General features: G+C 62.9%; 25 protein-coding genes. 8 read left to right on the top strand and 17 right to left on the bottom strand.

All coding sequences use genetic code 11. The features are described 5' to 3' along the window. Nucleotides 1–11: 11 nt before the first annotated feature. A complete protein-coding gene (locus GYB81_RS01355) occupies nucleotides 12–1,151 on the bottom strand; it encodes an acyl-CoA dehydrogenase family protein (protein WP_161864967.1) in 1,140 nt (379 codons plus the stop codon). Between the two features lie 209 nt (nucleotides 1,152–1,360). Here GYB81_RS01355 and GYB81_RS01350 point away from each other — a divergent pair, with 209 nt between their 5' ends. Together GYB81_RS01350 and GYB81_RS01345 are read left to right on the top strand one after the other, a co-directional pair. After that, complete coding sequence (locus tag GYB81_RS01350) at nucleotides 1,361–2,290, top strand: GlxA family transcriptional regulator (protein WP_438810693.1); 930 nt, start codon at nucleotides 1,361–1,363, stop codon at nucleotides 2,288–2,290. A gap of 110 nt (nucleotides 2,291–2,400) precedes the next feature. Continuing rightward, on the top strand, nucleotides 2,401–3,363 hold the full coding sequence (locus GYB81_RS01345) for a hypothetical protein (RefSeq protein WP_161864966.1): 963 nt from the start codon (nucleotides 2,401–2,403) through the stop codon (nucleotides 3,361–3,363). Nucleotides 3,364–3,439: 76 nt separating this feature from the next. On the opposite strand, the gene zapE is transcribed toward GYB81_RS01345, so the two are convergent. The 3 genes from zapE to GYB81_RS01330 form a co-directional block, all read right to left on the bottom strand. Continuing rightward, entirely contained in the window at nucleotides 3,440–4,534 is a 1,095-nt protein-coding gene (zapE, locus tag GYB81_RS01340) for a cell division protein ZapE (protein ID WP_161864965.1), read from the bottom strand. A 98-nt stretch (nucleotides 4,535–4,632) separates the two neighbouring features. Then, nucleotides 4,633–5,979: a tryptophan--tRNA ligase gene (locus GYB81_RS01335; RefSeq protein ID WP_161864964.1), complete on the bottom strand. Its 1,347-nt coding sequence runs from the start codon at nucleotides 5,977–5,979 to the stop codon at nucleotides 4,633–4,635. Between the two features lie 171 nt (nucleotides 5,980–6,150). Next, nucleotides 6,151–6,780: an alpha/beta hydrolase gene (locus GYB81_RS01330; protein WP_161864963.1), complete on the bottom strand. Its 630-nt coding sequence runs from the start codon at nucleotides 6,778–6,780 to the stop codon at nucleotides 6,151–6,153. 265 nt (nucleotides 6,781–7,045) lie between these two features. Between GYB81_RS01330 and GYB81_RS01325 the strand changes: the two genes are divergently transcribed. Continuing rightward, a complete protein-coding gene (locus GYB81_RS01325) occupies nucleotides 7,046–7,477 on the top strand; it encodes a Z-ring associated ZapG family protein (RefSeq protein ID WP_024307001.1) in 432 nt (143 codons plus the stop codon). 400 nt (nucleotides 7,478–7,877) lie between these two features. On the opposite strand, the gene cysN is transcribed toward GYB81_RS01325, so the two are convergent. The 3 genes from cysN to GYB81_RS01310 all read right to left on the bottom strand — a co-directional run bounded on the left by cysN (nucleotide 7,878) and on the right by GYB81_RS01310 (nucleotide 11,594). Next, nucleotides 7,878–9,773, bottom strand: a complete 1,896-nt coding sequence (cysN, locus tag GYB81_RS01320) for a sulfate adenylyltransferase subunit CysN (protein ID WP_161864962.1) — start codon at nucleotides 9,771–9,773, stop codon at nucleotides 7,878–7,880. Between the two features lie 12 nt (nucleotides 9,774–9,785). After that, nucleotides 9,786–10,703: a sulfate adenylyltransferase subunit CysD gene (cysD, locus tag GYB81_RS01315; RefSeq protein ID WP_003242927.1), complete on the bottom strand. Its 918-nt coding sequence runs from the start codon at nucleotides 10,701–10,703 to the stop codon at nucleotides 9,786–9,788. A 132-nt stretch (nucleotides 10,704–10,835) separates the two neighbouring features. Continuing rightward, entirely contained in the window at nucleotides 10,836–11,594 is a 759-nt protein-coding gene (locus GYB81_RS01310) for a Nif3-like dinuclear metal center hexameric protein (protein ID WP_161864961.1), read from the bottom strand. Between the two features lie 110 nt (nucleotides 11,595–11,704). Here GYB81_RS01310 and algW point away from each other — a divergent pair, with 110 nt between their 5' ends. The 3 genes from algW to GYB81_RS01295 all read left to right on the top strand — a co-directional run bounded on the left by algW (nucleotide 11,705) and on the right by GYB81_RS01295 (nucleotide 15,748). Beyond that, nucleotides 11,705–12,847, top strand: a complete 1,143-nt coding sequence (gene algW, locus GYB81_RS01305) for a Do family serine endopeptidase AlgW (RefSeq protein WP_161864960.1) — start codon at nucleotides 11,705–11,707, stop codon at nucleotides 12,845–12,847. Nucleotides 12,848–12,969: 122 nt separating this feature from the next. Then, a complete protein-coding gene (locus GYB81_RS01300; protein ID WP_178101790.1) occupies nucleotides 12,970–15,015 on the top strand; it encodes a TonB-dependent siderophore receptor in 2,046 nt (681 codons plus the stop codon). A gap of 13 nt (nucleotides 15,016–15,028) precedes the next feature. Further along, on the top strand, nucleotides 15,029–15,748 hold the full coding sequence (locus GYB81_RS01295; RefSeq protein WP_161864958.1) for a DUF4198 domain-containing protein: 720 nt from the start codon (nucleotides 15,029–15,031) through the stop codon (nucleotides 15,746–15,748). A 71-nt stretch (nucleotides 15,749–15,819) separates the two neighbouring features. On the opposite strand, the gene hisC is transcribed toward GYB81_RS01295, so the two are convergent. The 10 genes from hisC to GYB81_RS01245 form a co-directional block, all read right to left on the bottom strand. Further along, nucleotides 15,820–16,872, bottom strand: coding sequence for a histidinol-phosphate transaminase (gene hisC, locus GYB81_RS01290; RefSeq protein WP_161864957.1), 1,053 nt, complete (start codon nucleotides 16,870–16,872; stop codon nucleotides 15,820–15,822). A gap of 111 nt (nucleotides 16,873–16,983) precedes the next feature. Continuing rightward, nucleotides 16,984–18,294 carry a histidinol dehydrogenase gene (gene hisD / locus GYB81_RS01285; RefSeq protein ID WP_161864956.1) on the bottom strand — a complete coding sequence of 437 codons (1,311 nt, stop codon included), beginning with the start codon at nucleotides 18,292–18,294 and terminating at the stop codon, nucleotides 16,984–16,986. 123 nt (nucleotides 18,295–18,417) lie between these two features. After that, nucleotides 18,418–19,053 (bottom strand): ATP phosphoribosyltransferase, encoded by a 636-nt coding sequence (gene hisG, locus GYB81_RS01280; protein ID WP_161864955.1) that lies wholly within the window; start codon nucleotides 19,051–19,053, stop codon nucleotides 18,418–18,420. A gap of 69 nt (nucleotides 19,054–19,122) precedes the next feature. Then, nucleotides 19,123–20,388, bottom strand: coding sequence for a UDP-N-acetylglucosamine 1-carboxyvinyltransferase (gene murA, locus GYB81_RS01275; RefSeq protein WP_161864954.1), 1,266 nt, complete (start codon nucleotides 20,386–20,388; stop codon nucleotides 19,123–19,125). 22 nt (nucleotides 20,389–20,410) lie between these two features. After that, nucleotides 20,411–20,650, bottom strand: coding sequence for a BolA family protein (locus GYB81_RS01270; RefSeq protein WP_161864953.1), 240 nt, complete (start codon nucleotides 20,648–20,650; stop codon nucleotides 20,411–20,413). A gap of 115 nt (nucleotides 20,651–20,765) precedes the next feature. Continuing rightward, a complete protein-coding gene (locus GYB81_RS01265) occupies nucleotides 20,766–21,074 on the bottom strand; it encodes an STAS domain-containing protein (RefSeq protein ID WP_161864952.1) in 309 nt (102 codons plus the stop codon). Beyond that, the gene (locus tag GYB81_RS01260) at nucleotides 21,071–21,703 is read right to left on the bottom strand and encodes an MlaC/ttg2D family ABC transporter substrate-binding protein (protein ID WP_161864951.1); all 633 of its coding nucleotides are present in this window, start codon (nucleotides 21,701–21,703) and stop codon (nucleotides 21,071–21,073) included. Before GYB81_RS01260 ends, GYB81_RS01265 begins: the two co-directional genes overlap by 4 nt. Nucleotides 21,704–21,717: 14 nt before the next feature. Continuing rightward, nucleotides 21,718–22,188: an outer membrane lipid asymmetry maintenance protein MlaD gene (gene mlaD, locus GYB81_RS01255; protein ID WP_013714108.1), complete on the bottom strand. Its 471-nt coding sequence runs from the start codon at nucleotides 22,186–22,188 to the stop codon at nucleotides 21,718–21,720. After that, nucleotides 22,188–22,985 carry a lipid asymmetry maintenance ABC transporter permease subunit MlaE gene (gene mlaE, locus GYB81_RS01250; protein WP_161864950.1) on the bottom strand — a complete coding sequence of 266 codons (798 nt, stop codon included), beginning with the start codon at nucleotides 22,983–22,985 and terminating at the stop codon, nucleotides 22,188–22,190. The genes mlaD and mlaE overlap by 1 nt, the downstream gene beginning before the upstream one ends. After that, nucleotides 22,985–23,794: an ATP-binding cassette domain-containing protein gene (locus tag GYB81_RS01245; protein ID WP_161864949.1), complete on the bottom strand. Its 810-nt coding sequence runs from the start codon at nucleotides 23,792–23,794 to the stop codon at nucleotides 22,985–22,987. The genes mlaE and GYB81_RS01245 overlap by 1 nt, the downstream gene beginning before the upstream one ends. 243 nt (nucleotides 23,795–24,037) lie before the next feature. Here GYB81_RS01245 and GYB81_RS01240 point away from each other — a divergent pair, with 243 nt between their 5' ends. Together GYB81_RS01240 and GYB81_RS01235 are read left to right on the top strand one after the other, a co-directional pair. Further along, nucleotides 24,038–25,012: a KpsF/GutQ family sugar-phosphate isomerase gene (locus tag GYB81_RS01240; protein ID WP_161864948.1), complete on the top strand. Its 975-nt coding sequence runs from the start codon at nucleotides 24,038–24,040 to the stop codon at nucleotides 25,010–25,012. Next, nucleotides 25,012–25,533 (top strand): KdsC family phosphatase, encoded by a 522-nt coding sequence (locus tag GYB81_RS01235; protein WP_161864947.1) that lies wholly within the window; start codon nucleotides 25,012–25,014, stop codon nucleotides 25,531–25,533. The genes GYB81_RS01240 and GYB81_RS01235 overlap by 1 nt, the downstream gene beginning before the upstream one ends. The last annotated feature ends 4 nt before the right edge of the window (nucleotides 25,534–25,537 follow it).

The following is a 25,537-nucleotide window of genomic DNA, read 5'->3' as shown; positions in this document are numbered from 1 at the left end:
ACCACGACCCATTACACCAACGAGCGGGAAATGATCTCCTTCATGATCTCGTTGGTACCGGCATAGATGCGCTGCACACGTGCATCGGCCCAGGCTCGTGCGATCGGATACTCCCACATGAAGCCGTAGCCGCCGTGCAGCTGCACGCACTCATCAAGCACCTTGCATTGCAGATCGGTGGTCCAGTACTTGAGCATCGCCGCAGTCGGCACATCGAGCTTGCCCTGCAGGTGCAACTCCAGGCAGCGGTCGATGAATACCCGCCCGACCTGGATTTCGGTGGCCATCTCGGCGAGCTTGAAGCGGGTGTTCTGGAAATCCGCCACAGCCTTGCCGAACGCCTTGCGCTCGCGGGTGTAGTCCAGCGTCCACTTCAGCGCCGCCTCGGCCGAAGCCAGGGCGCCGATGCCGACGGTCAGACGCTCCTGCGGCAGCTCCTGCATGAGGTAGGCGAAGCCCATGCCGGCCTGGCCCAGCAGGTTTTCCTTGGGTACGCGCACATCCTGGAAGAACAGCTCGGAGGTGTCCTGCGCTTTCATGCCCACCTTCTCCAGGCGCTTGCCCTTGGAGAAGCCCGGCGTGCTGGCCTCCACCAGGAACAGGCTGGTGCCCTTGGCGCCGGCCTTGGGGTCGGTCTTGGCCACGACAATCACCAGATCGGCCAGCCAGCCGTTGGTGATGAAGGTCTTCGAGCCATTGATCACGTATTCGTCGCCATCGAGCACGGCAGTGGTCTTCACGCCCTGCAGGTCGGAGCCGGCACCCGGCTCGGTCATGGCGATGGCGGTGACCATCTCGCCGCTCACCAGCTTGGGCAGGTAGTGCTGTTTCTGCGCCTCGCTGCCGTAATGCAGGATGTAGGGCGCGACGATATCCGAGTGCAGCGAGAAACCGATGCCGGTCAGCCCCAGGCGACCGATCTCCTCGATCACCACGGTGCTATAGAGAAAGTCGGCAGCCATGCCGCCGTATTCTTCGGGGATATGCGAACAGAGCATGCCGGCCTCGCCCGCCTTGTTCCACAGCGCCCGATCGATATGGCCGTCCTTCTCCCACTGATGGTGATGAGGCACCGCTTCCTGCTCGAGAAACTTGCGCACGCTGTCACGAAACAGTTCATGGTCGGAGCTGAATAGGGTTCTGGGGATCATGGCGCTACCTGTGGTCATCGAGGGTTCAGCGCTCGACTTTAGCCAAGCAAACGCTTGCTTACACTGGACACAAGCGCCAAAAAATAAGACGATCCAGCCGCCTAGTGACCACTTAGCCTTTATAAAAACAACATATGGTTAATCATCAGTCAGGCGCCTTGCGGCGCGTCAGCATTCTCGCCACCGACGGCGTTTTCGCTTCCACCCTCATGCAGGCCAAGGATTTTTTCCACATGGCCGGCATCCGTTACGCCAGGCAGCAGGGCCTTGGCGATCAACCCCCGTTCGAGATTCGGCTGGTCAGCCCCGACGGCCACCCGGTGAAAAGCTTCAGCAACGTCCGCGTCCCGGTCGATGGCGGCCTGGAAACCTGCGACGTGATCATCCTGCCGGCCTTCTGGGACGACTTCGATGCGCTCAGCCGTCGTTATCCGCAGGTGCTGGACTGGCTCAGGCTCCAGCATGCCGGCGGTACCGCGATCTGCGGGGAGGCCAGCGGGGTGTTCTGGATGGCCGAAGCCGGCCTGCTCGACGGCAAGGAAGCAACCACCTACTGGCGCTTCTTCCGCGAGTTCGCCGAGCGCTTCCCCAAGGTTCTGCTCAATCAGGACAAGCACCTGTCCGATGCCGACAACCTGTATTGCGCTGGCGGCGTCACCTCGGCCTGCGATCTGTACATCTACCTGATCGAGCGTTACTGCGGCGCAGGCGTGGCACAGGGTGTGGCACGCGACATTCTCTACGAGGTGCAGCGCAGCTATACGCCGGGGCGCATCGGTTTCGGCGGGCAGAAACTGCATCAGGACGTCACCGTGCTGCAGATCCAGCATTGGCTGGAGGAGCACTACGCCGACAAGTTCCGCTTCGAAGACGTGGCCCGCGAGCACGGCATGAGCATTCGTAACTTCATGCGCCGCTTCCAGGGCGCCACCGGCGACAAACCCCTGCACTACCTGCAGCGCCTGCGCATCGAAACCGCCAAGAGCCTGCTCTCCTCCACGCGCAAGAGCATCAAGACCATCAGCTACGAGGTCGGCTACGACGACGCCAGCTTCTTTGCCCGCCTGTTCCGCCAGCATACCGAGCTGTCGCCGAACCAGTATCGCCGGCAATTTCAGCAGAAGGACCAGCAGAACTGAGGACCTCAAACCATAGGGCGGCAAAGCGCCAGCCCACCCTTGGTTAGGTTGGCGCCCCGCAGCAGCGCCCTATGATCGACGGTGAACATAACAACAACAGGTTCACCGCCATGCGCCGTTTATTGATTGCCCTGCTTGCCACCTGCAGCCTCAGCGCTGCGGCGGCCGATAACTGGAAATCCTTCCCGCTCGACCAGAGCGCCTACGATTACAGCGGCGACAAGCTGCGCCAGGCCTGGCCGCAACTGACCCGCGGCTTCGGCGATTACCCCTTCCCCGACGCCGACTGGGTGCTGAACATGGCCACCCAGCATCCACAGGCCCTGGAAAAGACCGTGGCCGCCGGCACCGGCTTTAGCGGCAAACCGGAAGAAGCCGAGGCCTATGCGCAGAAACTGCAGGAAGTCTGGCGCCTGATGTTCCGCGGTGATTTCGCCCAGGCCAAGGAACAGGGCATGGCGCTGGGCATCGGCGGACAGATACCGGCGATGTTCGCCCAGGTCGTCTACGCCATGTTCCTGGTGCCGGACCAGGCCGAGAAACATCGCCTGCTGGAGGAAGTGATCGCCTACACCGACGAGGCCGGCGATCTGGTGCAAGCCGATGCCGTCGCCCAGTTCGGCCGCGTCTATGCCAAGGCGCGCCTTGGCGAGGAGCTCTCCGTGCCGGTGGTGCTCAAGCGCGGCTACACCTCGCAGATTCCCCAGGAGCTGGACGCCCTGCTCGCCAAGCAGCCCAGGCAGCCGTTCGCCCTGGCGCTGTACGGCGGATACGAAGCCGGCGTGATCCGCAAGGTCGGCAAGCTGGTGGGCAAGATGACTTACGGCGTTAGCGCCGACAAGATGGAAAGCTACTTTCAACGCAGCTTCCAGGCTCGCGACGACCTGCCCATCGGCCACTACGAATACGCCAACGCACTGACCTACGTGTATGGCGACGATGAAGAACAGAAGGTCATCGAGCACCTCGAGCGCGCCGTGGCGATCAAGCCGATCAGCGCCATGGAGGCCCTGGAAGTGGCCCACGCGCAGAAGCTGCTGACCCAGTATCAGCAGAAGCTGGCGAAGAACTGAACGCCACTGGACGCAACCAACCGTCCATCAACGAAAAAGGCGACCTTGTGAGTCGCCTTTTTCGTATCGCTGAACCTCAGGGCCGGTGTGGGCGCGAGAGGAACTCGTGCGATTGCATCTCCAGCAGACGACTTAGCGTACGCTGGAACTCGAAGCTCAGACGGCCGCCGGTATAGAGATCCTTGAGCTCCACCTCGGCAGAGATGATCAGCTTGACGTTGCGGTCGTAGAACTCGTCCACCAGATTGATGAAGCGCCGCGCCATGTCGTCCTTGGCTACGCCCATCTGCTCGACGTTGGCCAGGATCACCGCGTGGAAGATCTTGCCAAGCTCGATGTAGTCGTTCTGGCTACGCGGGCCATCGCAGAGTTCGCGGAATTCGAACCAGGCCACGTCTTCGCACACGCGCACGGCATTGATCGCGCGGTTCTCGATCATCAGCGCCTCGTTCTCCACCATATGGGTGCAGTCCGGCAGCAGACTCTGGAAGCTCTTGCGCAGGCTCTCTTCCGTGGACGGCCCGAGCGGGAAATGGAACAGCTCGGCCTGCTCCAGCGCACGCAGGCGATAGTCGACGCCGCTGTCGACGTTGACGATATCGGTGTGCTCCTTGAGCAGGGCGATGGCCGGCAGGAAACGCGCACGCTGCAGGCCGTCCTTGTACAGGCCGTCCGGCACGATGTTGGAGGTGGCGACCAGCGACACACCGTTCTTGAACAGTTCTTCGAGCAGCGTGGCGAGGATCATGGCATCGGTGATATCGCTGACGAAGAACTCGTCGAAGCAGATCACCCGCGCCTCGTCGGCGAAGCGCTTGCCGATGATGGTCAGCGGATTCTTCTCGCCCTTGAGGGTCTTCATTTCCTCGTGCACACGCTTCATGAAGCGGTGGAAGTGGGTGCGCATCTTCTGCTCGAACGGCAGCGCATCGAAGAAGGTGTCGACCAGATAGGTCTTGCCGCGCCCGACGCCACCCCAGAAGTACAGGCCCTTGACCGGCCCTTGCGGCTTCTTGCCGAACAGCTTGCCCATCAGCCCGGACTTGCCCTGGTCGCGCGCGATCAGATCGTCGTACAGACGCTGCAGGTGGCGGACGGCATTTTCCTGGGCCGCATCATGGAAGAAGTCGGGCCGCTTGAGGTCGGCCTGATAACGCTCTAAGGGGGTCATGATTCGTTAGCCGGGCAAGTAAAAACGGGGGCGTCACTTTAGCGACGCCCCCGTTTGTTGGCAATCATGGCCGTAGCCCGGATGCAATTCGGGCTACTTCACTCCTGCGGGGCCAATGCCTCACGCAGGCGGGCGATGGCGGCTTCCACGGCCTGACCATCGGCGAATTCGGGGCTGCTGGCCACGTTCTCGCCGTCGATCCACACCGAGAACCCCAGACCTTCGGCACGCACGTCCAGCGCTTCGCCGGATTGCAGGCGTTTGTTGACCATACCCGCCGACTTGCCATCGGCGAAGGATCTCGACAGGAGCAGTTGCTCGCCATCGGCATCCAGCAGACGGAAGCGGAAGCTGCCGTCGTCATCACGGAAGCTGACGAAGCGCGCGCTCTTGCTGGCTTTCTTCTTCTCGCCGGCTGTCACCTGCACCTGCTCACGGAACGAGCGCAGGCCGACCGCCTCACGCAGTTCACCGAGGAACGGGGTGGCGATCCTGCGCGCCTTGGCGGCGCCCGCGAGGAGAATGTCTTCCAGATCGGCCGGCTTGGCGATCAGCGCGTTGTAGCGCTCGCGCGCCTCGCCCAGGGTGTCTTCGAGCAACTGATACAGGCGATTCTTCGCCTCGCCCCAGGCCAGTCCGCCCTCCAGGTCGGCACGGAACTCGGCCTGTTGCGACTGGCTGGCGAAGGCCTGGTACAAGGTGAACAGGTGCGAACCTTCGGCGTCCTTGGGTTCCCCCGGCAGCCTGGAGTCGGTGACGATGCGCGCCACGGCGTCCTTGAGCTGCTTGGCGGTGCCGAACAGCGGGATGGTGTTGTCGTAGCTCTTGCTCATCTTGCGTCCATCGAGGCCTGGCAGCGTCGCCACTTCCTCCTCGATCACCACCTCGGGCAGCACGAACAGGTCCTTGCCCTTGCCGAACAGGTGGTTGAAACGCTGGCCGATGTCGCGAGCCATTTCCACGTGCTGGATCTGATCACGACCGACCGGCACCTTCTGCGCGTTGAACATCAGGATGTCCGCCGCCATCAGCACCGGGTAGCTGAACAGGCCCATGGTCACGCCGGCATCCGGGTCTTCACCGGCTTCGACGTTCTTGTCCACCGAAGCCTTGTAGGCGTGGGCGCGGTTGAGCAGGCCCTTGCCGGCGACGCAGGTCAGCAGCCAGCACAGCTCGGGAATTTCGGGAATGTCGGACTGGCGGTAGAAGGTCGCCTTGTCGGTATCCAGGCCCAGGGCCAGCCAGGTCGCGGCGATCTCCAGACGCGAGCGCTGAATGCGCGCCGGGTCGTCGCACTTGATCAGTGCGTGGTAGTCGGCGAGAAAGTAGAAGGAGTCCATCTGCGGATCGCGACTGGCAGCGATGGCCGGACGAATGGCGCCGGCATAGTTGCCCAGGTGCGGCGTGCCGGTGGTGGTGATACCGGTGAGGATACGGGTGGTCATGACGTTCGCTTATCAATGGCTGAAAGACTTAGAACCTGTTCACGATCTGCTGCGCGTCGGCCATGCTGCGTTGAAACCAGCCTCAAAATGCTCATTTACGACTAGTAAACTGCGCTTTTTCGCCTGGTTTCGCCTTGCCTGGCTCTAGCTCGCGAGATCGTGAACAGGTTCTTACAGGCGAGGCAACAGCAGATCCTTCAGATCCGTCAGCTTGCCGTGAAAAAAGTGACCGCATTCTGCCACTTTCAACAGTTCATGGGCACGCCCGAGGTTGGCCGACCAGTCGTAGACCGCCTGCGGCTCGACCACCTCGTCAGCGTCAGGCTGGATCACCACCAGCGGGCACTGGCTGGCGGGCGGTGTATCGGCCGTCAGCCGGTGTACGGCGGGAGCGACCATGAACAGCTTGCTCGGCACTCGGCCTTGCGCTTCAAGACGAGCACCCAGCGCGGCTGCCACGAAGCCGCCAAAGGAAAAGCCCAACAGCGTAACGGGCAGATTCGGATACTCTTCCTGCAGCCAGGCGGCAACGGCCTCGGCGTCGTCCACTTCGCCGGTCCCCATATCGTGGCTGCCGGCACTGGCGCCAACACCGCGATAATTGAAACGCAATGTGTGATATCCGCAGTCACGCGCGGTACGCTGCAACGTGGACACCACCTTGTTGAGCATGGTGCCACCCTGCACGGGGTTGGGATGACAGACCAGCGCCACACCTCGGGCGTCCGCCACCTCCAGCAGAAGGGCTTCGAGTTGGCCCACCGGGCCCTGGATGAAAAGAGGGGTTTCGCGACTGAGCAACACTGAACTCCGTGACCCCGCAACGGGTCGACTCGTCTAGCAAACTGCCTGTGCGGCAAATGAACCTGTTCAGCGCCTCGAGCGCTCGCGCAATGCAAGGCGAAAACAGGAGAGGAAGCGGAGTGTACTGTTGTACACGAGCATTCCGAACCTGTTTTTAACGCAGCAGTGCCGACGCACAGTAGACTCTGAGCAGGTTCTGGTCGTATACAGCACAGGCTCAAGCCGCTAACGTAAAGCAAAGCCGTTTTGAGAGGAAGGACTCGTGGAACAGACCGTTACAGCCTGGTTGATACCCGCTCTGACCCTGGTGGTCGGCATCGCCGTGGGCTTTGTGCTCGCCCGCCTGGCCCCCAATGCTGCACCGGGCCGTACGCAGCGGCAGATGGATGAAATGCAGGCGCGCTTCGAGGCCTACCAGAATGAAGTGGTCACCCACTTCAACACCACCGCCAGCCTGGTGAAAAAGCTCACCCAGAGCTACCAGGACGTGCAGGAGCATCTGTCCGACGGCGCCAACCGCCTGGCTCTGGACGAGCTGACCCGTCAGCGTCTGCTGGCGACCCTGAACAGCACCGAAGCCGGCGAGAAGCGCGAGCGCCTGACCCCGCCGAAGAACTACGAAATGCCCAAGGACTATGCGCCGAAGAGCGACGGTCCCGGCATGCTGGACGAGAGCTACGGGTTGAAGAAGTAACCCATCAGCCAGAAACACCGAGCCCCGCCAGTGCGGGGCTTTTTATTGGGTAGGAGCGGTCGAGCTCGATCAGTCCCCTCGCCCCTCCGGGGAGAGGGTTAGGGCGGGCCGCGTTCGGAGAGGGGGGGAACTGGCAGTTTTGCGGTGTCTCCTGCCCTCTCCCCCAGCCCCTCTCCCATAAATGGTAGAGGGGAGCCAAACGTGTGCAACCTTAAGTGACCAGCATTACCGTCATTGCGGGGCTTTTTATTGGGCGCGGATGCGAGCTACGCGGACGGTAGGAGCGAATTCATTCGCGATCATCGTGAGCCCAGATCGCGAATGAAGTCGCTCCTACAAAAGGCAACCCCCACAAACGACGAGCCCCGCTACTAGGCGGGGCTCGTTGCAATGCGCGTATTTAGATCGCGCCGCGGCTACGCAGCAGATCCAGCACCGCCTTGACGCCCTCCTCGACCGACTGCGTCTGGGTGTCGATCACCAGATCGGCATCCAGCGGCACGTCGTAGGGGAAGCCTTCGCCGGGAATATTGTCGCCACCGGCAGCATACAGCCCCTGCGGGTCGCGCTCGGCGCAGATCTGCGGCGAAGCCTGGACGTAGACGGTGACCAGGCGCTCACTGCCGATCAGCGCCTTGGCCTGTTCACGACCTTCGGCATCCGGGGCGACGAAGGCGGCCAGGGCGATCAGCCCGGCTTCGTTGAACTGGCGCGCCACATGCGCGGCGCGGCGCCAGTTCTCGGCGCGGCCGGCGCGGTCCTGCGGCAGGCCCTTGTTCAGGTCATGGCGCAGGTTCTGCCCGTCGAGCACGTATACCGCACGGCCCATATCGAACAGCTTGCGCTCCACGGCATAGGCCAGGGTGCTCTTGCCGGCGCCGGACAGGCCGCTGAACAGCACGGTGGCCGGCTGCTGACCAAAGCGCGAAGCACGCTCCTCGGTCGACACGTGGGCCAGACGACCATGCTGACCGCCGCCATGAGCGACCGGGTCGGCGATGATCATGCCAGCGCCGACGGTGCCATTGGTCAGGCGGTCGATGACGATAAAGGCACCGGTGGTGCGGTTGTACTCGTAGCCATCCAGCGCAATCGGCGCATCCAAGGCGATCTTGACCCGGCCGATCTCGTTGAGTTTCAGCTCGCTGGCCGCACCCTGCTCCAGGGTGTTCACGTCGATACGGTGCACGATGCTCGGGATCGAGCCCGGTACATAGCTGGTCGCACGTTTGATGTCGTATTTCTTGCCCGGCAGCATCGGCTCTTCGCCCATCCACACCAGCATGGCCTCGAAGCCGTCGGTCACCTGCGGACGATTATCGGCATGCACCAGCATGTCGCCGCGCGACACATCGATCTCGTCTTCCAGGGTCAGGGTGATGGCCTGGCCCGGGCCGGCATGCTCCAACTCGCCCTCGAAGGTGACGATGGACTTGACCTTGCTGGTCTTGCCCGAAGGCAGCGCCATCACCTCGTCGCCCTTGCGCACGATGCCGCTGGCCAGGGTACCGGCGAAACCACGGAAGTTCAGGTTGGGGCGGTTGACGTGCTGCACCGGGAAACGCAGGTCGTCGAAGTTGCGATCGCCCGCCACCTCCACGGTCTCGAGAATCTCCATCAGCGACTGCCCGGTGTACCAGGGCGAGCGCTCGGACTTGTTGACCACGTTGTCGCCCTTGAGCGCCGACATCGGCACGAACTCGAGGGTGGTCGGGCGCAGGCTGATCTTGTCGGCGAAGGCCAGGTAGTCGGCCTTGATCTGCTCGAACACACCCTGATCGAAGTCCTTGAGGTCCATCTTGTTGACCGCGACGACGATATGCTTGATACCCAGCAGCGAGGCGATGAAGCTGTGGCGCTTGGTCTGGGTCTGCACACCGTAACGGGCGTCGATCAGGATGATCGCCAGGTCGCAGGTGGATGCGCCGGTGGCCATGTTGCGGGTGTACTGCTCATGGCCGGGGGTGTCGGCGATGATGAACTTGCGCTTGGCGGTGCTGAAGTAGCGGTAGGCCACGTCGATGGTGATGCCCTGCTCGCGCTCGGCCTGCAGGCCGTCGACCAGCAGTGCCAGATCGATATCATCGCCGGTGGTGCCGACCTTCTTGGAATCCTTGGTGATGGCTTCCAGGTGATCTTCGTAAATCATCTTGGAGTCGTGCAGCAGGCGCCCGATCAGGGTGCTCTTGCCGTCGTCGACGTTGCCGCAGGTGAGGAAGCGCAGCAGCTCCTTGCGTTCGTGCTGGGCCAGGTAGGCGAGGATGTCCTCGCTGATCAAATCAGACTGGTGACTCATGATGAGGAATCCTTAGAAGTAGCCCTGGCGTTTCTTTTCTTCCATCGAACCGGCTGCGTCGTGGTCGATGACCCGGCCCTGGCGTTCGCTGGTCTTGGTCAGGAGCATTTCCTGGATGATGTCCGGCAGGGTCGCCGCGGTGGACTCCACCGCGCCGGTCAGCGGGTAGCAACCCAGGGTACGGAAGCGCACCATCTTCTTGTGGATGCTGGCCTTCTGCTCGGGCGTCAGATAGTTGAGGATGCGCTCGTCATCGATCATCACCAGCGTGCCGTTGAGCTCCACGACTTCACGCTCGGCGGCGAAGTACAGCGGCACGATCGGGATCTGCTCCAGGTAGATGTATTGCCAGATGTCCAGCTCGGTCCAGTTCGACAGCGGGAAAACGCGAATCGACTCGCCCTTCTTGACCTTGCCGTTGTACACGTTCCACAGCTCGGGGCGCTGGTTCTTCGGGTCCCAGCGGTGCTTGCTGTCGCGGAAAGAGTACACGCGCTCCTTGGCACGCGACTTCTCTTCATCGCGGCGCGCGCCACCGAAGGCAGCGTCGAAGCCGTACTTGTCCAGCGCCTGCTTGAGGCCCTCGGTCTTCATCACGTCGGTGTGCTTGGCACTGCCATAGGTGAAGGGGTTCATGTCCTGCGCCACACCATCGGGGTTGATGTGGGTGATCAGCTCCAGTCCCATCTCGCTGACCATCTTCTCGCGGAAGCGGTACATCTCCTGGAATTTCCAGCGCGTATCGACGTGCAGGACCGGGAACGGCAACTTGCCAGGGAAGAACGCTTTGCGGGCCAGATGCAGCATCACGGCTGAATCCTTGCCGATGGAATAGAGCATCACCGGGTTGTCGAATTCGGCGGCCACTTCACGAATGATGTGGATGCTTTCCGCCTCCAGCTGCTTCAGATGGGTCAATTTGTCGAGCATGGCTACTCACGGTTTGCTGTTATGGGGCCGGCGGGCCGTGGACGAGCGCGCACTCTACCACAGCGTCTGCTTATACTCAGGGCGCCGGTTAGACCGAAAAGATCTAGCGTTATAGCTGCAGGAAAGCCCGGATCAGACCGGATTCGGACAGTCGATAAACAGGTGTTCGAGGGCGAAACGCCGCGCCAGATAATCACCCAGCGCCTGCACGCCATAGCGCTCGGTGGCGTGATGGCCAGCGGCGATGAAGCTCACGCCGTTCTCCTGTGCGCTGTGGAACGTCTGCTCCGAGGCTTCACCGGTCAGGTACAGATCGACACCGGCGGTGATCGCCTGATCGATATAGCCCTGCCCGCCCCCCGTGCACCAGCCGACCCGGCGGATCAGGCCTTCGCCTTCCACCAGCAGCGGCTCGCGCCCCAGCACCTGCTGCACATGACGGGCGAAATCGACAGCGCTCATCGGTTCCTCCAGTGAGCCCACGAGGCCCACGGTGCGCGGATTGTCCGGCTCCAGCGGGCCCTCTACGACGATGCCAAGCTGACGAGCGAGCTGCACGTTGTTGCCCACTTCGGGGTGCACGTCCAAGGGCAGGTGATAGGCCAGCAGGCTGATGTCATGAGCCAGCAGCGCTTTCAGACGACGCTGCTTCATACCGGTGACACAGGGGTTCTCGCCCTTCCAGAAATAGCCGTGATGGACCAGCAGCACATCGGCCTCGGCGGCGATGGCGGCCTCGATCAGCGCCTGGCTGGCGGTCACGCCACTGACGATGCGACTGACCTGCGGGCGCCCCTCGACCTGCAGGCCATTGGGGCAATAATCGCTGATGCGCGACGCATTCAGAAAAGCGTCAGCTTCTTCCACTAGCGTGGACAGGGCAATGGCCATGAAGATTCCTCTCAAGCTGTTGCGGGCCGCTGCCTAAACGGCGAGCACCTCACTATAATGCGCCACCTTAAGGGCCGCATTTGGCCCCCGCAACCCTCAGGATTGTCTCGATGCCCCAGGCACTGCGTTTTCTCGGTTGGCCCCTGCTGGTCGGTGTGTTGCTCGCACTGCTGCTGATCCAGCGCTACCCGCAATGGGTAGGGCTGCCAAGCCAGGACGTGCAGCTGGTGCAGGCGCCCATCTACAGCCGCCTGCAGGAAGGCCCGGTGTCCTACGCCGAGGCTGTCGATACCGCCTCGCCGGCAGTGGCCAACCTGTACACCACCAAGCTGGTGAGCAAACCGGCTCATCCGCTGTTCGAAGACCCGACGTTCCGCCGCTTCTTCGGCGACAACCTGCCACGTCAGCAGCGCATGGAGTCCAGCCTCGGCTCGGCGGTACTGATGAGCAAGGAAGGCTATCTGCTGACCAACAATCATGTGGTCAGCGGCGCCGATCAGATCGTTGTGGCGCTCAAGGATGGCCGCGAAACCCTGGCCCGAGTGATCGGCAACGACCCGGAAACCGACCTGGCAGTCTTGAAGATCGACCTGCCCAATCTGCAGGCCATCACCCTGGGTCGCTCCGACAGCATTCGCATCGGCGACGTTACCCTGGCCATCGGCAACCCCTTCGGTGTCGGCCAAACCGTGACCATGGGCATCATCAGCGCCACCGGGCGCAACCAGCTGGGTCTCAACACCTACGAAGACTTCATCCAGACCGACGCGGCCATCAACCCGGGCAACTCCGGCGGCGCGCTGGTCGATGCGCACGGCAACCTGGTGGGCATCAACACCGCGATCTTTTCCAAGTCCGGGGGCTCGCAGGGTATCGGTTTCGCCATCCCGGTAAAGCTGGCCATGGAAGTGATGCGCGCCATCATCGAGCACGGCCAGGTCATCCGCGGCTACCTGGGGGTCGAGGTGCAGCCGCTGACGCCGGAACTGGCCGAGTCCTTCGGTCTCGATGGCCGCCCCGGCATCGTGGTCGCGGGCGTTTACCGTGACGGCCCGGCGCAGAAGGCCGGCCTGCAACCGGGCGACCTGATCCTCAGCATCGATGGGGAGCCGGCCAGCGACGGCCGCCGCTCGATGAACCAGGTGGCGCGCACCAAGCCGGGCGACAAGATCCGCATCGAGGTGATGCGCAACGGCAAGCCGCTAACGCTGACCGCAGAAATCGGCATTCGCCCTCCCGTCAACGGAAACTGATCATCCAGCATTTTCATCTGGGAACTTTTCTCGATTGAGGTTATTGTAACGTTATTACATAAACAACAATCGATTGGAGCATTCACTTGCGCGCCACCACCGTCCTGCTTGCCGGCAGCCTCATGACCCCTTGCGTCGTTGCCGCCGAATCTCCTGCCCAGTTGGCTGACAGCATCATCAGCGCTCCCGGCGAACAGGCCGACGGGCCGGTGCAGGGCTACCGCGCCAAACGCTCGTCCAGCGCCACCCGCACCGACACGCCGATCGACGAAATCCCCCAGGCCATCAGCGTAGTGCCCGCGCAGGTGCTGGAAGATCTTGGCAGCAGCCGTATCGACCGCGCCCTGGACTTCGCCGGCGGCGTGTCGCGGCAGAACAACTTCGGCGGCCAGACCTTCCTCAACTACAGCGTGCGCGGCTTCACCACCGGCGAGCTGTACCGCAACGGTTTCGCCATCAACCGTGGCAGCTACAGCTCACCGGACGCCTCGGCCGTCGAGCGCCTGGAAGTGCTCAAGGGCCCGGCCGCCGCTCTGTATGGCCGCGGCGATCCAGGCGGCCTGGTCAATATCGTCACCAAGCGCCCACAACAGGAGGCCTTCACCCAGTTCAAGGCCAGTGCCGGACGCTGGGATCGCTACCGCAGCAGCCTCGACGTCAACACGCCGCTGAACGACGAGGGCACGCTGCTCTCGCGCGTCAACCTGGCGGTGGAGGACAACGGCAGCTTCCGCGATCACGTCGGCAATCAGCGGCAGATCGTCAACCCGAGCCTGAGCTGGCAGCTGTCGCCGGACACCCTGCTGATGATCGACAGTGAGTTCTCGCGCACCGATTCGGTGTTCGACCGCGGCATTCCCGCCGTCGACGGCAAGATGGGGGCGGTCAAGCGCTCGACCTTCCTCGGCGAACCCAACGACGGCAAGATCCGCAACGACAACCAGTTGCTGCAGGTCAGTCTCGAGCATTATCTGAGCGATGCCTGGAAGCTGCGCCTGGCCAGCCACTACAGCCAGGGCACGCTGGACGGCAACAGCTCCGAGCCGTCGCGGCTGATCGGCGATCAGGTCACACGCTTTTACCGCGAGCGCAGTTTCGAATGGAACGACAGCATCACTCAGGCCGAACTGCACGGCCAGTTCGACCTGGCCGGCTGGCAGCACCAGACGCTGCTGGGCCTGGAGTACGAGAACTACCGTAACAGCCAGAAGTACCCGCAGAGCGTCACCGGCCTGGGCTACGGCCAGAACATCTACAACCCGGTCTATGGCCAGCCCAAGCCGCCCATCGTCAATCCCAACGACTTTCACGAGCACACGGAAAGCTACGCCCTCAACTTGCAGGACCAGATCACCTTCAGCGAGCGCTGGAGCGGCCTGCTCGGCGTGCGCCTGGAGCGTTTCGAGCAGACGGCACTGAACCGCAGCACGCGGGTCAGCAACGAACAGACCAAGGAAGTCGCTACCCCGCGCGCTGGCGTGCTCTACCAGCTGACGCCGGAAGTCGGCGTGTTCGCCAACGCCTCCATGTCGTTCAAGCCCAACGCCATCGGTGCCCAGGGCCAGGTGTTCAAACCGGAGAAAGGCCTCGGCTACGAGACCGGCCTCAAGCTCGACCTGTTCGACAGTCGCCTCGGCGCCACCGTGGCGCTGTTCCATATCGACAAGGAAAACGTGCTGACCGCCGACCCGAACAACCCCGGCGACAGCATCGCCGCCGGCAAGGCCCGCAGCCAGGGCCTGGACCTGCAGGTCAGCGGTCAGCTCACCGGTGCCTTACGAGTGATAGGTGCTTACGCCTACATCGACGCCGAGGTGACCAAGGACAACAGCATCCCCGAGGGCAGCGATCTGCTCGGCATCGCCCGCAACAGCGCCAGCCTGATGGGCGTCTACCAGTTCCAGGGCGGCTCGCTGCAGGGCTCGGAGCTCGGTGCCGCGGTCAACTACGTCGGCGACCGCTCCGGGCAGACCGGCAGCAACTTCGAGCTGCCGGCCTACACCACGGTCGATCTGCTGGCCCGCTGGCAGGCCACCAAGGATCTGAACCTGGGCCTGAACCTCAACAACCTGTTCGATCGCAAGTACTACGAGCGCTCGTTCAACAACGTCTGGGTAATGCCCGGCGATCCCCGTAACCTCAGCGTCAGCCTGACCCTCAACCTGTGAATTGGAGATATTCATGCGCATTCCCGCCTGCCTGCTGCTCGCCGGCCTGTTCGCCAGCAGTAGCGTTCTCGCCCACGGCCTGTGGACCGAGGAGCGACGCGGCAACATCGAAGTGGTCTATGGCCACGGAGCCGAAGACAACGCCTTCAAGCCGGAGAAGATCAGCGGTGCCTGGGCCTATGACGCCGCCGGCAAGATGATTCCGGTGACCGTCGAGCGCCTGGCCGACCATGCCCGCCTGCAACCCTTGAAGAAACCCGCGGTACTCGGTGTCGCGCTGGACAACGGCGCCTGGTCGAAAACCCCGGACGGCCAATGGATCAACCAGGGCCGCAGCCAGGTACCTGATTCCACCGAGTCCTTGCATACCTTCAAGTACAGCCTGGCGATCCATGCCGAAGGCGCCAAGCTGCCCGATCTCAAGGCGCTGAAACTGGTCATCGTTCCAGAGGTCGATCCGCTCAAGGTCGGCCCTGGCAAGCCCCTGCCGGTGCGTGTGCTGGTAGATGGCAAGCCAATGAAGGGAGTCGAATTGATCGGTGACTACCGCAGTGCTCCGCATCAGGTCAGCGCGGTAACCGATGCCGAGGGCCGTGCACAGGTCATGGTGCGTAACGAGGGGCTGAATATCATCAGCGCCGAAGTGAGCCTGCCGGTGGAGAACGATGCCGATATCGAGACCCGCGGCCTGTTCACCTCGCTGACCTTCCTCGGTGAACCGCACCACGAGTGACGCCCACGGAAAGCGCGTATGAAAAAGCCGGTAGCGCGTGAGCGGTACCGGCTTTTTTCGAACTGCCCGGATTACAGGTTTTGCAGGGCGCCCAGCAAGGCCTGATTCTGCTCCGCCGTACCGATGGTGATACGCAGGAACTGGGCGATACGCTGCTGCTTGAAGTGGCGCACGATCACACCCTGCTCACGCAGGCCGGCTGCCAGCGTTGCAGCGTCCTTGTTCGGATGACGGGCGAAGACGAAATTGGCAGCCGAAGGCAGTACCTCGAAGCCCAGCTGCTGCAGCCCGACGACCACCTGCTCACGACTTTCGATCACCTGCTTGCAGGTCTGCTCGAAGTATTCGCGATCCTCGAACGCCGCCGCCGCGCCGGCAATGGCCATGCGATCGAGGGGATAGGAGTTGAAGCTGTTCTTGATCCGCTCCAGCGCCTCGATCAGGTCCGGGTGACCGACCGCGATGCCGACACGCAGACCGGCCAGCGAACGCGACTTGGACAAGGTCTGGGTCACCAGCAGGTTCGGGTACTTGTCGACCAGAGCGATGGCGCTCTGGCCGCCGAAGTCGATATAGGCCTCATCGACCAGCACCACCGAATCCGGGCTGCCCTGCAGCAGACGCTCGACGGCCTCGAGTGGCAGCAGGCAGCCGGTCGGCGCATTGGGATTGGGGAAGATGATGCCGCCATTGGGCCGGGCATAGTCTTCGACGCGGATCTGGAACTCATCATCCAGCGCAATCTGTTCAAAGTCGATGCCGTACAGACCGCAGTACACCGGATAGAAGCTGTAGCTGATATCCGGGAACAGCAGTGGCGCCCCGTGCTGGAACAGACCATGGAAGGCATGCGCGAGCACCTCGTCGGAGCCGTTGCCGACGAACACCTGGGCGGTGCTCACGCCGTAATAGTCGGCCACTGCCTGTTTCAGGCGGTCGCCGTTGGGGTCCGGATACAGACGCAGGTCGTCGTTGACCTCGGCCTGCATCGCCGCGATAGCCTTGGGCGACGGGCCGTAGGGGTTCTCGTTGGTGTTGAGCTTGACCAGCTTGCTCAGCTTGGGCTGCTCGCCCGGCACATAGGGCACCAGGTCCTTGACGAAGGGGCTCCAGAATTTGCTCATCTGCCCTTCTCTCCTCGAATTCGGTTCACATTGCTCGGTAGTAACGAGAGCGCACCTGGCGCTCTGCTCGCATGCTGCTCGCGAGCAGAACTCGTTCCTACGCGGTTCGGGTCACTCTTTGATGCGGTACTCGGCGCTGCGTGCGTGCGCTGTCAGCGACTCGCCGCGGGCCAGCACCGAAGCGCTCTTGCCCAGCTCCGACGCGCCGTCCGGCGAGCAGAAGATGATCGACGAACGCTTCTGGAAGTCGTACACCCCCAGCGGCGAGGAAAAGCGCGCGGTGCCGGAAGTGGGCAGCACGTGATTCGGGCCGGCCACGTAGTCGCCCAAGGCTTCCGCGGTGTAGCGCCCCATGAAGATGGCGCCGGCGTGGCGAATCTCGGGCAGCCAGGCCTCGGGGTCGGCCACCGACAGCTCCAGGTGCTCGGGCGCGATGCGGTTGGCCACCTCGATGGCCTGGGCCATGTCCGCCACCTGGATCAGCGCGCCACGACCTTCCAGCGAGGTGCGGATGATCTCGGCCCGCTCCATGGTCGGCAGCAGCTTGGCGATGCTCTCGGCAACCTTGTCGAGGAAAGCGGCATCCGGGCTGACCAGGATCGACTGAGCATCCTCGTCGTGCTCGGCCTGGGAGAACAGGTCCATGGCGATCCAGTCCGGATCGGTCTGGCCATCGCATACCACCAGAATTTCCGAGGGCCCGGCGATCATGTCGATACCGACCTTGCCGAACACGTGGCGCTTGGCGGTAGCCACGTAGATGTTGCCCGGGCCGACGATCTTGTCCACCGGCGGCACGCTCTCGGTGCCATAGGCCAGCGCCGCCACGGCCTGGGCGCCACCAATGGTGAACACCCGGTCGACGCCGGCGATGGCGGCAGCTGCCAGGACGATCTCGTTGATCTCGCCGCGCGGGGTCGGTACCACCATGACCACCTCGGGCACGCCGGCGACCTTGGCCGGGATGGCATTCATCAACACCGAAGACGGATAGGAGGCTTTGCCGCCCGGCACGTACAGGCCGGCGCGGTCCAGCGGGGTGACTTTCTGCCCCAGCACGGTGCCGTCGGCTTCGCTGTAGCGCCAGGAATCCTGCTTCTGCTTCTCGTGGTAGCTGCGCACGCGCTCGGCGGCGACTTCGAGGGCCTGACGCTGCTCGGCGCTGATGCGGGTCAGGGCCAGCTCCAGACGCTCGCGCGGCAGGATCAGGTCGGCCATGGAGGCGACCTCCAGGCCATCGAAACGCTGGGTGTACTCGACCAGGGCCGCATCGCCACGCTGGCGCACGGCCTGGATGATTTCCAGCACGCGTTGGTTGACGCCATCGTCAGACACGCTCTCCCAGCTCAGCAGATGATCCAGGTGTCGGGCGAAATCCTGGTCAGCAGCGTTGAGTCGGCGAACGGCAATGGGAGCGGTCATGGCAAAGCCTCGTGTAATAGCAAATCTCAGGCGCCGCTAGAGTAGCAAGCCCACCGTGCGGGCACCCAAGAAAAATGGCTATGACACGGATAGGCTGCCGCGACCAGAAGTCGCGGAAAGGAGTCAGCCTTGGTGTCGCGCCTCGACCGCGCCACGCAGGGTTTCGATCAGCGCCTGGATGCGGCCGTGCTGCATCTTCATCGAAGCCTTATTGACGATCAGACGCGAGCTGATGGTGGCGATCAGTTCCTGCGGTTCCAGGCCGTTGGCACGCAAGGTGTTGCCGGTGTCGACCACGTCGATGATCTTGTCGGCCAGGCCCACCAGTGGCGCCAGCTCCATCGAGCCGTACAGCTTGATGATGTCGACCTGACGGCCCTGCTCGGCGTAGTAGCGCTTGGCGACGTTGACGAACTTGGTGGCCACGCGCAGGCGGCCCTTGGGCTCCGGCGCGCCGACCTTGCCGGCGGTCATCAGCTTGCACTTGGCGATCTGCAGATCCAGCGGTTCATAAATGCCCTGACCGCCGTACTCCATCAGCACATCCTTGCCCGCCACGCCAAGGTCAGCCGCGCCATGTTCGACATAGGTCGGCACGTCGGTAGCACGCACGATCAGCAGGCGTACGTCATCCTGCGTGGTGGGAATGATCAGTTTGCGGCTCTTGTCCGGGTTCTCGGTCGGCTCGATACCGGCCGCAGCCAGCAACGGCAGGGTGTCATCGAGAATGCGGCCTTTGGACAGGGCGATGGTCAGCATGAAACGGTTTCCTTGAACGGAAGCGGCCGCTCCGACAGGGAACGGCCTTACGACAACGGACGCAGGCGATCAGCCCGGCACGCGGCGGATCTTGGCACCGAGCAACTGCAGTTTTTCCTCGATGCATTCGTAGCCACGGTCGATGTGGTAGATGCGGTCGATCAACGTATCGCCTTCGGCTACCAGCGCAGCCAGCACCAGGCTCGCCGAAGCACGCAGGTCGGTCGCCATCACGGGCGCGCCCTTGAGCATCTCGACGCCGGTGACAACAGCCGTGTTGCCTTCGACCAGGATGTTGGCGCCCATGCGCAGCATCTCGTAGACGTGCATGAAACGGTTTTCGAAAACGGTTTCGATGATGGTGCCAGTGCCTTCGGCCACGGCATTGAGGGCGATGAACTGCGCCTGCATGTCGGTGGGGAATGCCGGGTACGGCGCGGTGCGCAGGTTGACGGCCTTCGGACGCTTGCCCTTCATGTCCAGTTCGATCCAGTCCGGACCGGTGGTGATCTCGGCGCCGGCTTCCTGCAGCTTGGCCAGTACGGCTTCCAGAGTCGACGGGTCGGCATCCTTGACCTTGACGCGGCCACCGGTAACAGCAGCGGCGACCAGATAGGTGCCGGTCTCGATACGGTCGGGCATGACATTGAAGCGCGCGCCATGCAGGCGCTCGACGCCATCGATGATGATGGTGTCCGTACCCGCGCCCTGGATCTTCGCCCCCATGGCGATCAGGCAGTTGGCCAGGTCGACCACCTCCGGCTCACGTGCGGCGTTTTCCAGCACGCTACGGCCCTTGGCCAGGGTCGCGGCCATCATGATGTTCTCGGTACCGGTCACGCTGACCACGTCGAAGAAGAAATGCGCGCCGCGCAAGCCACCTTCAGGCGCCCGCGCCTTGATGTAGCCACCTTCGACATCGATGATCGCGCCCATGGCCTCGAGGCCACGGATGTGCAGGTCGACCGGACGCGAGCCGATGGCGCAACCGCCCGGCAGCGCGACTTCGGCCTCGCCAAAGCGCGCGACCATCGGGCCGAGCACCAGGATCGAAGCGCGCATGGTTTTTACCAGCTCGTAAGGGGCGACCAGGGTCTTGATCGCGCGGGCGTCGACTTCCACCGCCAGCTTCTCGTCGATCACCGGCTCGATGCCCATGCGGCCGAACAGCTCGATCATGGTGGTGATGTCGTGCAGGTGCGGCAGGTTGCAGATGGTGACGGGCTCGTCACCCAGCAGAGTGGCGGCCAGAATCGGCAGCGCAGAGTTCTTCGCACCGGAAATGCGGATTTCGCCATCGAGGCGAGCGCCGCCGGTAATGATCAGTTTATCCATAGGAATCTCGTCGCCCGCAGGCTCAGGAACGCGCGGCCCATTCGGCCTGGCTGAAGAATTTCATGGTCACGGCGTGGATGCTGCCATTGGCGATCCAGGCATTGAGGTGGGCATAGATCTGCTGCTGACGCTTGACCGGGCTGAGGGCGGCCAGCTCGTCGCTGATCAGGTTCAGCTGGAAGTTGCAGCCTTCACCTTCGACTTCCACCTGGGTATTCGGGAGTTTTTCCTCTAGGAGGCTTTTTACTTCTGCAGCCTGCATGCTCGACCTCGTCTGACGCATTCGGGCACCGGCGCCCGCGGGTCGGCCATCATACAAAAAAGCCTTCCGCCTGCGAACCCCGCCAGCAGCGGTGCTGACGGAACGACGAAGCGCTTCACGATTGCAGCGGCAGCAACTCGAGCAGACCGCTGACCTGAGCGATCTCTCGCATATCGCCAGGCAACGCGCTGATCGACAGCTCGCGCCCGGCTTTGTGCGCATCGCGAACGAACGCCAGCAGCAGTGCCAGACCGACACTGCTGGATTTCTCCACCGCACTGCAGTCGAGCGAAAGACGCGCAGCGCTGCTGGAAGCGATCAGGCGCGCGCCCTGCTCGCGCAGCTGCGGCCCGGTGCTGTAATCGAGCACGCCACTGAGCTGCAACTGCCCGGCGGCGCGTTCACTGATGCTCGCCTGACTCACGATTCGCCCCGAGCCTGGCGCGCCCTGGCCACGGTATCGGCCCAGGTGTCGATGACCTTGTCCAGGTCGTTGCGGTTGTTCTGCATCGACTGGGCGAACTGGTCGCGGAACAGCTTGCCGACGTTGATGCCATTGATCACCACATTGCGCAGCTTCCAGGTGCCATCCTGAGAAACCATGGTGTAGGACAGCGGATAAACCACGCCCTTGCCATCACGGATTTCCATACCGACCGAAGTACGCTCGGCGTCCTGCTTGCCGCTGGCCGGCAGTACGCGGATGTCCTGGTTGTTGTATTCGAGCAGGGCGTTGCCATAGAACTGCATCAGGCTGCGCTTGAAGTTCTCCTGAAAGCGGTTCATCTGCTCGGGCGAGGCCTGACGCGAATAGCGCACGGTCATCACGCCACGGGAAATACCGTCGACATCGACCACCGGGCCGAGAATCTCGTTGAGCGACTCGTAGAACGCGTTGGGATCGCTGCGATAGCGTTCCTTGTTGGCCTTGAGATCAGCCAGCAGGGTATCGGTGGTCTGCTGCACCACCTCATGCGCGCTTGGCGCGGCGACGGCCAGCAGCGGCATGACGGCCAGCAACGCCAGCAGGGAATTACGCACGGTCTTGAACATGTCAGGAGCCCTCATCAATTGGCTTCATCTTTATTGACCGAATTGAGCAGGAATTTGCCAATCAGGTCTTCCAGCACCAGCGAGGACTGCGTGTCGTGGATGGTGCTGCCGTCCTTGAGCACCTCCTCGTCACCACCGACGCTGATGCCGATGTATTTTTCGCCAAGCAAACCAGCCGTCAGGATCGACGCGGTGGAGTCCTCAGGCAGGTTATTGACGTTGCCATCGAGTTCCAGAGTCACCCGCCCCATGTAGCTGTCGCGATCCAGGTCGATGGCGGTGACCTTGCCGATGCTCACGCCGGCCATGGTCACCTTGGCGCGCACGGTCAGCCCGGCGATGTTGTCGAAGTAGGCGTAGACCTTGTAGGTATCGCCTGCGCTGCCGACGCTCAGGCCGCTGACGCGCAGGGCCAGCAGCAGCAGGGCCAGCACACCGGCCATGAGGAACAGGCCGACACCAATCTCCAGCGTGCGGTTTTGCATCAGAAGTCTCCAAACATCAAAGCGGTCAGAATGAAATCCAGGCCCAGAACGGCCAGCGAGGCATACACCACGGTGCGCGTGGTCGCGCGGCTGATGCCCTCGGAAGTGGGTTCGCAGTCGTAGCCCTGGAACACGGCGATCCAGGTCACCACGAAGGCGAAGACGATGCTCTTGATCACGCCATTGAGCACATCATCGTAAAAGGAAACGCTGTTCTGCATGTTGGACCAGAACGAGCCCTCGTAGACGCCCAGCCAGTCCACGGCAACCATCGCCCCGCCCCAGATGCCCACGACACTGAAGATCATCGCCAGCAGTGGCATGGAAATGAAGCCGGCCCACAGCCGCGGCGCGACGATGTACTTGAGCGGATCGACGCCGATCATCTCCAGACTGGAAAGCTGCTCGGTGGATTTCATATTGCCGATTTCTGCCGTCAGCGCGGAACCGGCGCGGCCGGCGAAGAGCAATGCAGTCACCACGGGACCCAACTCACGCAACAGGGTCAGCGCAACCATCTGCCCGACTGCCTGCTCGGAGCCGTAGCTGACCAGAATGTTGTAGCCCTGCAGGGCCAGCACCATGCCGATGAATATCCCGGAAACGACGATGATCGCCAAGGACATCACGCCGACCGCGAACAACTGCTTGATCAGCAGTTGCAGCGGCTTGCCGGCGCGACTGCGGCCGAACAACGCGCCGACGAGAAACAGCACCGAACGCCCCAGCGTCGCGACCACATCGATACCCGCACGACCGAACAGCCGCAGCCGTTCGAGCGGTGAAATTTTGCGCATCAGGCTCTCCCCAACAGATCTTCGCGATAGTCCGGCGCTGGAAAATGGAACGGCACCGGGCCGTCCGGAATGCCCTTCATGAACTGACGAATACGCGGGTTGTCCGACTCCATCAGCTCGGCCGGCGTGCCATGCCCCAGCACCTGAGCATCACCGACGACATAGAGGTAATCGGCGATGCTGGCGGTTTCCGCGAGATCGTGAGAAACCACCACGCTGGTGATGCCCAGCGCATCGTTGAGCAGGCGAATCAGACGCACCAGCACGCCCATGGCGATAGGGTCCTGGCCGACGAACGGCTCGTCATACAGCAGAATCTGCGGATCGAGGGCGATAGCTCGCGCCAGCGCCACACGGCGTTTCATGCCGCCGGACAGCTCATCCGGCATCAGATCCAGCGCCCCGCGCAGGCCAACGGCCTGCAACTTTATCAGGACGATGTCGCGAATCATCTCTTCCGGGAGTTGGGTATGCACGCGCAGCGGGAAGGCCACGTTCTCGAACACGTCGAGATCGGTGAACAGCGCCCCGCTCTGGAACAACACGCCCATCTGCTTGCGCATATCGAACAGCTCGTCACGCGAGAGCTTCGGCAGGCTGACGCCAGCGACACGTACATCGCCCGCAGACGGGCGCAACTCGGCGGCGATCAGGCGCAGCAGCGTGGTCTTGCCACAGCCGGAGGGGCCCATGATGCCGGTGACCTTGCCGCGCGGGATGCGGATGTCGACCTTGTCGAAAATCGACCGCGTGCCGCGCTGAAAGCTGACGCCCTGCAACTCGATTGCATAATCGTGCTCGGCGCTCATCTGAACTCCTTGAAAATCAGGCCTTCCTTGCAGACGCCGCCTCCCGAAGCGAGGACACGCACCGGCCAGAGGGGGCCAAAATGGCCGCGAACTATAGCATTTGCCGAACATGCCGCCCAATAGCGCCACAATGCAGCGTTCAGTCTTGCGACAGCTTCGACACTGCCTCGCTGCGGCGAGGGTGAGCGCGGAGAGCTTTTCCCGTTATAATCTCCGTCTTTTTTCGCCCGACAGCTCAGCCCCATGAACCAGACCCGCGACCTGATTGATTCCGCGCAGCGCACCATCCGCCTCGAACTCGAAGCGGTGCAGGAGCTGTTGCCCCGCATCAATGCCGATTTCATCAAGGCTTGTGAGCTCATTCTGAGCTGCAAGGGGCGCGTGGTCGTGGTCGGCATGGGCAAGTCCGGTCATATCGGCAACAAGATCGCCGCCACCCTGGCCAGCACCGGCACCACGGCATTCTTCGTCCACCCGGCCGAAGCCAGCCACGGCGACATGGGCATGATCACCAAGGACGACATCGTTCTGGCCCTGTCCAACTCGGGCTCGACCGCCGAGATCGTCACTTTGCTGCCGCTGATCAAACGCCTCGGCATCCGCCTGATCAGCATGACCGGCAACCCCGACTCACCGCTGGCCAAGGCCGCCGAAGTCAATCTCGACGCACGCGTGTCCCAGGAAGCCTGCCCGCTGAACCTGGCACCGACCTCTTCGACCACCGCCAGCCTGGTGCTGGGCGATGCCCTGGCCATCGCCCTGCTGGAAGCGCGCGGCTTCACCGCAGAAGACTTTGCCTTTTCCCATCCGGGCGGCGCGCTCGGCCGTCGGCTGCTGCTCAAGGTGGAAAACGTCATGCACGCAGGCGACGCCCTGCCACGGGTGAATCGCGGCACCAGCCTGCGCGATGCGCTGCTGGAAATGACCCAGAAAGGTCTGGGCATGACCGTGGTGCTCGAAGAAGACGGCCGCCTGGCCGGCATCTTCACCGACGGCGACCTGCGCCGCACACTGGACAAGGGCATCGACGTGCGCCAGGCATCGATAGACGAAGTCATGACCCCGCACGGCAAGACTGCCCGCGCCGAGATGCTCGCCGCCGAAGCACTGAAAATCATGGAAGACCACAAGATCAACGCGCTGGTGGTGGTCGACGACCAGGACAACCCGGTCGGCGCCCTCAACATGCACGATCTGCTGCGCGCCGGAGTGATGTGATGAACGACCTGCTGCAACGCGCCCGCGCCGTCAAACTGGCGATCTTCGACGTCGACGGAGTGCTCACCGACGGCCGCCTGTACTTCCTTGAAGACGGCAGCGAGTTCAAGACCTTCAACACGCTCGACGGTCACGGCATCAAGATGCTGATCAATTCGGGCGTCCGTACCGCCATCATCAGCGGGCGCAAGACGCCGGTCGTCGAGCGCCGCGCCAACAACCTCGGTATCCAGCACCTGTTCCAGGGCCGTGAGGACAAACTCGTGGTGCTCGACGGCCTGCTCGCCGAACTCGGCCTAAGCTATGAACAGGTTGCCTATCTGGGCGACGACCTGCCGGATCTTCCGGTTATCCGCCGGGTCGGATTGGGCATGGCCGTGGCCAGCGCCGACAGTTTCGTGCGCCAGCACGCCCATGGCGTAACCCAGGCGCGCGGCGGCGACGGTGCTGCGCGGGAATTCTGCGAACTGATCATGCGTGCCCAGGGCACACTGGACGCGGCCCAGGCCGCCTACCTGTAGAGAA

The sequence above is a fragment of the Pseudomonas yangonensis genome (assembly GCF_009932725.1).
Classification (GTDB): Bacteria; Pseudomonadota; Gammaproteobacteria; order Pseudomonadales; family Pseudomonadaceae; genus Aquipseudomonas; species Aquipseudomonas yangonensis.
The sequence above is the reverse complement of the archived record's forward strand: the minus strand, read 5'-3'. Positions and strand labels throughout refer to the sequence as shown.